A 10060-nucleotide genomic window follows, 5' to 3' on the forward strand; every position below is an offset into this window, starting at 1 on the left:
CGGTCAGCCGCAGCCGGTAGAGCTTCGCGATCAGGTCACCAACCAAACGACGCGTCCACAACTGGCCGACCAGGCCCACGTCACACGGCCGGTGACCGAGCACCGCCTGGCGCACCGCAGCCTGCTCGGCCTCGCCCAGCACCTGGTGAACTCCGACCGGGCGGCCCTTCGTCCGGGCGAGTAACGCCTCCCGGCCTCCGGCCTGCCACCTTGTCCACCAATTGTCCACGGCCTTGAGCGACACCCCGAACACCGACGCAACGTCCTCACGGCCCCGCCCCGCCACCAGCGCGGCCACCGCCCGCAACCGCAGAACCTCCTGCGCCGCCGGCGTCAGGCGCCGCGCGTCCCCCACCAGATCACTCACGCCATGCCCAACGACCCAGAATCACAAGCGTTTCGGATCAATAGGTTCTCCGGCTCGCGGCCATATGGCAATGCTGTGACCTGCTGTTCTCCCTCCTGTCTCAGAAAGTGACGGATGAGTTGAGTCTCAGCATCGTGTCACTTCCTTCGGCCGCCTCCGGCGGAGTTGACCAGGTCATGCGCGATTCAGATCGAGGCTCGGAGAGCCTTCCGCAGGAGCTCGCCGAATTCTGCGGGGTGCGTGGTCAGTCCGATGTGCCCGCCGGGGAAGTGGTGGAGCTCCGTGCCGAGACGCTCGGCTAGGTCAGCTGCCGAGCGGTAGGGCAGCTCACCGCCTGAGTCCTGGCCACCGGCGATCACGAGCCGGTCCGACAGCCCCTCCAGCCGACGGATGTCCGGCGCGTAGGACATGAAGCTGGGCACGATCCGCCCGACGAAGTACGGCAGGTTGGCCATCGTCTGCTCGGCCCGCGCCGCTGCTTGGGGCGGCAGCTTGAGGTCGGCCTTCGGCTCGGTGGTGTCGCCGTCCTTCTTGAGGCCCGCAGCGAACACGGCCATCGCCGGCATGAGCCCTTGGGTGCGGAACGTGTCCTGCACGTGTGCGATGAGCGCGCGGTGTTCAGCCGCGTCCGGCAGGACCTCCACTACTGGCGGCTCGTGCGCCACAACGCGTGCGACGCGTTCGGGGTGGGCGGTGAGCAGGTGCAGGGCGACGATCGCGCCCGAACTGGCGCCGAATACCAGGGCGGGCTCACCAAGCGACAGCAGTTCCAGTATCCGGAACGCGTCATCGGCGTGCTCGGCCACTTGCTGCTCGGCGTCGGGGTCGTCCAGCGTGCTGCGGGACATGCCGCGCGGGTCGTAGGTCGTGACTGTGTATTCGGCGGCCAGGTCGTCAGCGATGCCGTCGAAGGATGCTGCGCCGCCCGTCCCTCCGGGAATCAGCAGCACGAGCGGGCCCTGGCCTCGCACTTCGTAGTGCAAGGTCGCGCCGTTCACACGCAGGCTGCCGATGGCCGGGGCGTTCATGAGGAGTCTCCTTCTCGGGACGGGGGCCAGTGCTCCAGGAGGGTGTGCAGGGCGTCGAGCGCGCGGATCCAGGACTGCTGCGGCGAACGTTCGTGCGCGAAACCGCCCGCCGCTTCCAGGGCGACGAACCCGTGGAACGTGCTGCGCAGCAACCGGACCGCGTCGGTCAGGTCCGGCTCGGCCAGTCCGTAGCCGCGCAGCATGCCGTAGGTCAGCTCGACCGCGCGCCGTGGTCCGGGCGCTTTTGCGGCCAGCTCGGGGTCGATCTGGATCGGGGTCTGCGTTGCCATGTAGCGGCCCGGATGCTTGTGGGCATACTCCCGCCAGGCATTCGCGAAGGCGACGAGCGCGTCCTTGCCTGCTCGCCCGGCGGTCGCCTCCGCGATGCGGATGGTCTTCTCGTCCGCCGCCAGCAGCGCGATCCGACCGCGCAGATCCTCCAGGCTGCGGACGTGCGTGTAGAGGCTCGCGTCCTTCACGCCCAGCCGCCGCGCCACCTGCGACATGGTCACCTGGTCGAGCCCGACGTCGTCCGCCAGCTCCGCGCCCGCTACCGTCACCCGCTCCGCTGTCAGCCCGGCCCGCGCCATGCACCCTCCTAAGAACCTTGGGGTTCTAGTTTTAACCTAGGAGCCCTAGGGAAGCAATCGGGGACGCAATCAGCAAGGGCGCCCGCGGAATCACGGACTGCCTGACAGTTCCTCGGTTGGTGGGTTCGTCAGGGCATCACGCGGTAAGCCTGGGGCCCGTGCCGGCCCGGGCTGCCGCCCGGAGGGCAGCGTCATGGGAGGCTCCGCCGCGGGCTCGGAGGGGGATCTTGTGAGTGTGAGCCCATCTCGCCATGTTCGCGGTGCTCATGCCCTTCTCCTGGGCGAGATCGGGCAGGGTTCGGCGGCGGTGAAGTCGTACGGGGCGGCGGGGGTCGGCCGGGCTCCTTTGCCAGGTCCTGGTCGTGGGCGAAGGCGCGCTCGTGCTGTGCGAGCAGGGCGCGGGTCCGCCGCTCGACGGCGGCCGCGATCGACGGATCCGCCGTCCGCTCGGGCTTGGCGCCCTGGTGGGCGGCGAGCGCCAGTTAGTAGCCGGCCGACGCCGTCTCCCGAGTACGCACCGGCGTGCCCTCACGTCTCGTGACACGAGCAGTCTGGGTCTCCCGGGGGCGGTACTGCTGGCCGAGGCCGGTGTCCTGCTGGCCGAGGCCGGTGTCCTGCTGGCCGCCCGGCCCTTCTCCGACGAGCTCCAGATCATCGACAGCACCCTGGCCGCACCGGAGGAGGCCGCCCACCGTGCGCGCGGCCGCCTGCAGAGCCTGGCCCGCTCCCTCCCGGACACAGACGGAGACGGAGACGGAGACGGACAGGAGGGTGCCTGGGAGGACGAGGAGGGCGAGGAGCTCATCAGCGTGCGGACGGCCGCCGTGCTCCGGCTCGTCCTGGAAGAGCTGTCCGCGCAGGCCTGGAAGGATGTCGCAGAGCACGGGGACCGTCCGGTGAGCAAGGGCCAAGGCCAGGTACTGGGCTCTCTGCCGCGGGTGACATGGGGCAGGACGGGCAGTGGAGGCGGCAGATGGCGCGCTGCTTCGACGACCTGGCCGCCGACCTCGCCCCCGGGGTCCAGAGCTTCTCCCCGGGGTGCACCGGGGAGAAGGGTGGTCTTGCATCTGGGCATCGCCCGGGCCCGGCCGCTGACACGGAACAGGCCGACGCTGGTGGCCCAGGCCGTGGAGGAACTTCCCGAGGCTCGCGGCTGCACCTGGTCGAGGGCGCGGTGAAGGCACACGTCAGCGCCATCCTCGGCGAACTCGGCGTACGCAACCGGGTGGAGGCGGGCATCGCCGCACACGAGGCGGGGCTGACGGGGGCCACGGCCGGGCGGGCGCGGAGGCGGAGTGAGGCGGAGTGAGGCGGCTGGACAGCCGCTCGGCCGGATGCGTGTCCTGGGTGCCTCGGGCAGCTCCGTCCGGGAGCGTTCAGGAGCCGGAAGGACGTGGCTGTTCCGTCGGCGGGTAACTGATGTGGATCACCCGGATGAGAGAGCCCGGAACCAAGATGATCCGGGCGGCGGAGCGCTTCCGGGGGATCGCGCCGGGGCCCGTCCACAGCAGGGGCCCTTGCAGCGCGAGGTCCCGTCGGGCCGGGTCCTCATCGAGGGAGGCGAGCCACAGATGGCCTTCGAGCAGTCGGCCGTCCGCCAACTCGACGGCAAGGAAGGGCCGTTCACCGTTCGAGCCGCGCTCGGTGAGCACCCAGGTGGTGAGGGTGCCGTCCCGGAGCCGCTCCCCCCTGCGTTGGGGGGAGCGCTTACCGGCGTAGCGTCCCGCCGCGAGGCTCGCCGTGATGCTCAGGGCCATCGTCAGGATCCCGGACACCACCCAGGACCACGGCCTGCCGACGAAGTCCCACGGCTCGGACGCCACTTCCTTCAGGGAGACCAGGTAGGGAATCGCCTCTGCCAGCGACGCCGTGAGCAGAGCGCCGAGGCAGGTGGCCAGCGCTCCCACGCTGAACAGGGCGACCACCTCGGTCGTCGAAGTCCGGGGGCCATGGGCGGAGAAGCGGCGGTACGCCTGGTGGAAGGCGAATCCGGGGGTCATCGCCGCCAGAAGCAGGACGGCTGCGACAACGCTACCCGGCACTGCCGTCCTCCGCCGCCGCAGCGGAGTTGTCCTGCGCCGTGGCAGGCGGAGGTGCCCCGGTCACGGGCGGAGGAACGGGCAGATCGGCATCGTCGATGAGAGGTTCGGATACGAACTGACGTTCGTCGTAGTCGGCGAAGTCCGCCAGGTCGAACACGGGGTCGGCGTGCTCCTCCGGGGTGTCGCCCTCGGGGGTGGAGCTGTCGTCGTGGGGCATGGTCTTCCTTCCTACACCTGGGGCGGGTCGTCGAACCGCGTGGTCATACTGACGAGCCCCGCCCAGAGCAACACGGGTACCGGCCCCTGTTCCCCGCGCCACTGGCGCTGGGCCGCTCGCAGGGCGGAGGACGGTGCCATACCCTCCGCGAGCAGCCGGTAGAGGATCACCAGGATTCCCACGGTGGGATGGTCACTGGAGCGGGCACCGCGGGACGGGCCATCGGGCAGAGGGTAGATGCCACCGACGACCGTCTCCGCTCCTCGGCACAGTGCGACGGTGGGGATGCCCAGCGGGTCGGTCCCACGACGCTCGTCGAGTTCGGCCGAGAGACAGGCATTGATCATGAGTACGGGTGGAAACCGCAGCGTCAGCATGCGGGCGGCCGACAACATGGTCGTCCTGTCCAGTTGGAGCGCGTGAGCCAGGCCGGGTCGGTTGTTGCCGTGCACGGAAGCGACGACTACGGAAGGGGGAGCGCGATGCGGTGCCAGCGCGGAGAGCAGGTCCGCCGGCCGGCCGGCGTACGAAACGCCCTTGCCATAGGCGGCGTCCAAGCCCTGTCGCTCCAGTGCCAGGCCCTCGGGGTGGACACCGGCGAGATAGGCGACCGCCTTCCCGTCGGCCGTGACCGGTCGCTGTCCGGCCGCGCGCGCCGCCCGCGGGGCCGGGATGCCGGGCAGGAGCGACAGGCTGGGCAGCATCGCCAGCACCGATCGGTCGGCCAAGTACCCCTCGGCGTGCCCCGGTTCCACGCGCAGCGCCGCCCAGGGCACGCGCCAGAGGTACGAGTCGGGAACGAGCAGCAGTTTCGGCACGTCCCCCTGGGGCGATACGTCCCGCAGAAGGGCCACCAGTCCCTCGGGCAGCAGAAGCGCGGCGATCTCCGCCCAGACGGCCGCGCCGCTCACCACGAGGTGCCGGAAGCGTGCCGTCTGCCGCCAATTGGGCGCGTCGGCCCGTACGCTCTCGGTCCCGGCGGTCGGGCTGGGTGCCGTCACCACCTCCGAGGCCGCGGGCTCGGCCTCGCCTCCGCCCAGGACGCTCCCGATTCCCGTGATCTCACCGAGCAGCTGCGCCTGCCGGGCGTCGACGGAGCGCATGAACGGACGACGCGTACCGTCGGGTGCGGTCCACAGCCCCGCGACGTGCACACTCTCGCCGTCCGTCAGCAGTCTGATCTGCAGCACGTGCGTGTTCCACAGCACCGCCCACCCGCGCGCGTCGGCGATCGTGGTGTCCGTCTCAGCTTCCAGCGCCCGGCGGAACTGCAGCGACACGAGTGTTTCGAGACGGTCGTAGGCGGCGGCAGCCTGCTGCCGTGCCGCCCGGGCGGTCTCGACCGGCATATCCTGCTGCAGGCCTCGCAGCCCATCGCCGGCGATGGAGCCCTCCGACTGTTTGATGGCAGCCAGCAGACCCACCACGTCCGACAGGGCCGCTTCCCCCAGATCGTCCGGTTCCTCGAGGCCCAGCTCGCCGCGCAGCATCTTGCGCAGCGACGTACGGTTGCCGAGGTCCAGCAGTCCGGCGAACGCGTCCGGGGCCAGATCGTCCTGGCCGAGGTGGAGTTCGTGCGCCGTGAGGTACGCGGCCACCTCGTTCTCGCTGTAGAGGTCGACGAAGTACGCCTGCGCGTCCCGCCATCCCCAGCCCGTTCGGAGCTCGGACACCCCTTGCATCAGGCGCGTGTACAGGAACATGGCGTCGCGTGTCCGGCCCTGCAGCCTGGCCAGCCCGGACACGATGACGAGGTGCCGCAACTGGACCGGGAGCGGGCAGCTCGCGTGCCGGAAGGCGCGGTCGGCCTCGGCCGTCCAGGTGGCGGCGTCGTCCAGGCGGCCGTCTTCCATGGCCCCGTACGCGAGGGCATCGCACGCCGCACCGTGCTGGGCGCGGCACCGCCACTTCTTCGCGAGCTGCCGGGCCCTCATGGCGTGTTCGGTGACGCGGTCCCTGTCGCCGGCCTCGAAGGCGATCGTCATGAGGAGGATCTCGGCCCGCACCCGGCTGAGCTTGTACATCAGGTCGCCACCGACAGCGAGGGCCTCGGTGAGAGTGTCGTACGCCTCGGCGTTTCGGCCCCGGATGTGCTGCACCTTGGCCAACATCTCCAGGGACTCGGAGATCGCCGGGAGATTCTCACCCTGCTGGTGGAGACCGACCATGGCCCGGGCATGCTTCTCGGCGGCTACGAAGTCGCCCTGAGCTCCTGCGACGACGCAGCGGGACATCGCCAGGTTGGCCCGCAGCAGGGGGAGCGACGCGAGCGGATGCCCCGCGACCCGCTCGATGATCTCCTCCGCCGCGGCGACCTCACCGGCGGGCCCCAACTCGTTGGCGCCCTGTAATTGTTTGAACAGCGGATCCAGTGCGATGGCGTGCCGTCGCACGTCTGTCCAGCCGACATTCGATTGCGGCGAACTCGCGTACCGGCGGGCCGCCGCTTCTCGCATGGCGGCCCGGAAGCCGCGCTGAGGAGAGGTCTTCCGTGGGCCATCCGGGTCAGCCATGGATCCGACCTTCGCGTCACAAGGCACTCACTCCGGGCCGACCGGCGAGAAGTGGATACTGAGCTCAATGCGCCGCAGCAAGGCGGTAGTTAAGCGTACCGCCAGTTTCCCCGTATGCCCTCGTATCGCTCGGGCCGACCGGCTCCCGGTCGAGGGCGGCGGGGGGAACGGAGGCGTCCTTCACGAAGTTCCGCCTGCACTGCCGCATCCTGTCCGAGCCGCCCTCAGCCGCAGCGTCAGCGGTACCGGATCACGTGCAGAGCGTGGACTCCGGTCGGGTCGAAGGACACGGGGTCCTCGGACGCGCCGTCGAACAGCAGCACTCCGGTGGCTGTCGTGAGCCCGTTGCCCAGCCATCCCACGACCTCGCGCCCCCCGCCGTCCGTGCGGCGGATCCAGATCAGGGCACGTGCTCCGGCGGGGAACGACGACAGTTCGTCGAGCGCTGACGACCAGACCTGGTGGTCCGACGTCGACAGGACGGGCCCGAGTCCGGCGAGGGTCGGTTCGAGCCACAGGGCGCGGCCGGGCGGGGGCGGTGCCGGGAGCGCCTCCGGCGTCCCAGTGGGCCAGACGGCCCTCGCCACTGATGCCCCGTGGGTGTGTGATCCGGCCGTATCGAAAGATTCCTCGGCACTGTATGTGAACCGGGTGCAACCATCCGTGCCCCGCAAGGGTCTACCAAGTGTAGGCAAACCGCTTGCAAGATCACATAGGGGAAATCATGGGATACGCTCGTAATGCCACAGCCGCAGGGGCGTTGGCCGCGCTGGTGGTGGGTGCCACGGCCGCGTTCGGCGCCACCGCCCAGGCCGCGCCCAACGTCACGCCGCAGGGGGTCTGCGGCAGTGGCTACAAGACCGTGAACTCGGTACCCGTCGGTTCGCTGGGCACCGTCTACCTCACGTACAACTCCGCGAACGGCATGAACTGCGTCGCGACCATCCGCACCAGCCCGGGCACCGCCAAGAGCATGTCCGTGTACGTCTACGTCCCCGACACCGACGAGTGGGCCGGGGAATCCGGCAACTTCACGTCGTACGCGGGCCCCGGCCGTGTCTACGGCAAGGGCCACTGCGTGAACTGGGGCGGCTCCATCACCAACGTGTACGTATCGGTGGAGAACTCCAACTGCGCGTCTCTGAAGGAGCGCCGGGTCACCAGCGTCCGTTGACCCCGGCTCGACCACCGGCAGCGAGCTCTCCGCGCCGTCCTTCCAGGTTCGCTTTCCGGAACCCCGCCCGTGGACGTCGCGGGAAGACGCCCGCGGGCCTCGGACTGCACAAAAACAGGGCGTCCTCGGACGGGTCGTCGACGTGGCCGCCGTTCTCACTGTCGGCGCAGTAGCTCGTTACTGCGATTGCTCGGCGTGCGGCCTCGCAGGCGTGCCAGACCGCACGCCGGGTCGGGGTGACAAGTTCCGGCACGCCGATGACCAGTCGCCGTGATGCGGCTGTGGGGGTCCTTCAGAGGGTTATCGGGTCCTGAAGCGGCGGAAGAGATTTCGGGCCAAGTACACGCCCGGGCCGCCGAAGCCGACGATGTCGACGCGTCCGTCGCCGGTGATGTCGGCGAGGAAGCGGGGGTGGTGGTCGATCCGCCAGGCGCCTGCGTCGTCGTTGCAGCCGAAGCCGCGGCACACCAGCTGGGCCTGCTCGAACTGGCCGTCGCCGCGGTGGTGCGACACCCAGACGCCCTCATCGCCGAAGCCGATGATGTCCAGGTTGCCGTCGCCGGTGACGTCGGCGAGAAACCGGAGGTGCTTGTCGCTCGTCCACCGCTGGTCGAGCCCGAAGTCGTTCAGGACGAGCTTGGAGGGCTCGAACGTGCCGTCGCCGCGCCCGCGTGCGACGACGACGCCCTGCGGGCCGAACCCGACGATGTCCACTGCTCCGCCATCGGTGGTCCTGACCAGGAACCGGGGGTGCTCCCCGACCGAGCTCCACCCCTGGTCGACCCCGAAGTCGTCGAGGAGATACAGGGGGTCTGCAAACATGCCGTCCTCGTCCTGGAGTGATACCCAGACGCTGTCGTCGTGGCAGCCGACGATGTCGGCCCGGCCGTCACCGGTGGTGTCGGCAAGGAAGCGAGGGTGCTTGCCGGCCAGCCAGCCCCCGGCTTCCTCGTCGTGGCCGAACGCCTTGAGGACCGGTCCGTCAGCGAGGGGTGCGAATGTCCCTTCCTCGTCCTGGAGGGAGATCCAGACGCCGTCGTCGTGTAAGCCGACAATGTCGGCCCGGCCGTCACCGGTGGTGTCGGCAAGGAAGCAGGGATGCTTGCCGGCAAGCCACCCGCCGGCCTGCTGTCCGTGGCCGAAGGCCGGCAGGACCAGCTCGCCGCCCGCGGGCGCAAACGTCCCGTCCTCGTCTTGCAGGGAGACTCGGACGCCGTCGGCGCAGAGCACGACAACGTCGGGCCTGCCGTCGCCCGTCGTGTCCACCAGGGTCCACATGTCCTTGGGACTCGGCGAGGGCGCGGGCGAGTGCAGGAAACGCTCGTCATCGTCGAAGGTGCCGTCGCCTTGGCTGGAGGCCGCCACAGCTCCCACCGCGGGTTTGATCCCCACGATGTCCGCTTGGCCTGCACCGGTGGTGTCGGCGAGCAGCCGGTCACCGAGCCCGGCCCACCCACCCGGTTGCCTGCTGGGAGAGCAGCCGGCTCCGACGCTCTTCCATCCGTCGGCGTCCTGCTCGCTCCCGAACTGCTTGAGGACCAGCAGCAGGTCGCTGAAGGAGGGCGTCGCGCCGGGTGCCGGGCGCAGCGCGGTCGAGCGGGCCAGCCGCCAGGACTGGCAGCCGTTCCAATGGCTCAGCGGTGCGTAGCGCAGGACGGGGTCGCTGGTGCGCTCGGGTTCGGCCGGGACGAGGCGCCAGCGCTGACTTTGTGCGCTGTCGTCGTACTCGCGCAGGCCGATCCCGGTCTCGTCCTTGTCGGGGTCGGCGGGGTCGGCGAGGTCGAGGACGGCGCCGTCGGTGGCGCCCTCGATGACGTAGAGGCCCGCTTCGCCCTCGACGGGGACGAGGTGCCATTGTTGGCTCTTCTGGCCTGTGGCGGCGTCCCACTGGCGGATGCCGCGGTCCGCGGCGGCGGGGTCGTCGAGGACCTTGTCGCCGACCGCGTTGCGGATCACATACGCCTGCTCGTCGTCCACCGGGGACTTCACCGCACCGTCCGCACACAGTACCGCGTCCGCCAACTCGAACAACTTGTCGCGCCGGGCGGTCAGACACTCGTAGAACTCGCCCCGGATTCCTAATGGTGTTTGTCAAGCGGCCAGGGCGATGGGCGGCACGGGCTGGTAGC

11 protein-coding genes are annotated in these 10060 nt (G+C 70.0%); 2 read left to right on the plus strand and 9 right to left on the minus strand.

The window, feature by feature from the left end:
* From ACWD0Y_RS34890 to ACWD0Y_RS34905, 4 genes are all read right to left on the minus strand, one after another.
* A partial coding sequence (locus tag ACWD0Y_RS34890; RefSeq protein WP_450264281.1) for a helix-turn-helix domain-containing protein occupies positions 1–367 on the minus strand: 367 nt, incomplete at its 3' end.
* A gap of 185 nt (positions 368–552) precedes the next feature.
* On the minus strand, positions 553–1395 hold the full coding sequence (locus tag ACWD0Y_RS34895; RefSeq protein WP_450264282.1) for an alpha/beta fold hydrolase: 843 nt from the start codon (positions 1393–1395) through the stop codon (positions 553–555).
* Positions 1392–1985 (minus strand): TetR/AcrR family transcriptional regulator, encoded by a 594-nt coding sequence (locus ACWD0Y_RS34900; protein WP_450264283.1) that lies wholly within the window; start codon positions 1983–1985, stop codon positions 1392–1394. The genes ACWD0Y_RS34895 and ACWD0Y_RS34900 overlap by 4 nt, the downstream gene beginning before the upstream one ends.
* Positions 1986–2467: 482 nt before the next feature.
* Positions 2468–2869: a hypothetical protein gene (locus ACWD0Y_RS34905; RefSeq protein WP_450264284.1), complete on the minus strand. Its 402-nt coding sequence runs from the start codon at positions 2867–2869 to the stop codon at positions 2468–2470.
* A gap of 290 nt (positions 2870–3159) precedes the next feature.
* Here ACWD0Y_RS34905 and ACWD0Y_RS34910 point away from each other — a divergent pair, with 290 nt between their 5' ends.
* Complete coding sequence (locus ACWD0Y_RS34910) at positions 3160–3294, plus strand: hypothetical protein (RefSeq protein ID WP_450264291.1); 135 nt, start codon at positions 3160–3162, stop codon at positions 3292–3294.
* A 67-nt stretch (positions 3295–3361) separates the two neighbouring features.
* Here ACWD0Y_RS34910 and ACWD0Y_RS34915 read toward each other — a convergent pair whose 3' ends face one another.
* The 4 genes from ACWD0Y_RS34915 to ACWD0Y_RS34930 form a co-directional block, all read right to left on the minus strand.
* Positions 3362–4027: a DUF6338 family protein gene (locus ACWD0Y_RS34915; RefSeq protein WP_450264285.1), complete on the minus strand. Its 666-nt coding sequence runs from the start codon at positions 4025–4027 to the stop codon at positions 3362–3364.
* Complete coding sequence (locus ACWD0Y_RS34920) at positions 4017–4244, minus strand: hypothetical protein (RefSeq protein ID WP_450264286.1); 228 nt, start codon at positions 4242–4244, stop codon at positions 4017–4019. The genes ACWD0Y_RS34915 and ACWD0Y_RS34920 overlap by 11 nt, the downstream gene beginning before the upstream one ends.
* Positions 4245–4255: 11 nt before the next feature.
* Complete coding sequence (locus ACWD0Y_RS34925; RefSeq protein WP_450264287.1) at positions 4256–6637, minus strand: CHAT domain-containing protein; 2382 nt, start codon at positions 6635–6637, stop codon at positions 4256–4258.
* Positions 6638–6993: 356 nt separating this feature from the next.
* Positions 6994–7344 carry a hypothetical protein gene (locus ACWD0Y_RS34930; RefSeq protein ID WP_450264288.1) on the minus strand — a complete coding sequence of 117 codons (351 nt, stop codon included), beginning with the start codon at positions 7342–7344 and terminating at the stop codon, positions 6994–6996.
* Positions 7345–7481: 137 nt separating this feature from the next.
* Here ACWD0Y_RS34930 and ACWD0Y_RS34935 point away from each other — a divergent pair, with 137 nt between their 5' ends.
* Positions 7482–7931, plus strand: coding sequence for a spore-associated protein (locus ACWD0Y_RS34935; RefSeq protein ID WP_450264289.1), 450 nt, complete (start codon positions 7482–7484; stop codon positions 7929–7931).
* Positions 7932–8231: 300 nt separating this feature from the next.
* On the opposite strand, the gene ACWD0Y_RS34940 is transcribed toward ACWD0Y_RS34935, so the two are convergent.
* Positions 8232–10007, minus strand: a complete 1776-nt coding sequence (locus tag ACWD0Y_RS34940; RefSeq protein ID WP_450264290.1) for an FG-GAP-like repeat-containing protein — start codon at positions 10005–10007, stop codon at positions 8232–8234.
* Positions 10008–10060: the final 53 nt, after the last annotated feature.

The sequence above is a fragment of the Streptomyces altiplanensis genome (assembly GCF_053591575.1).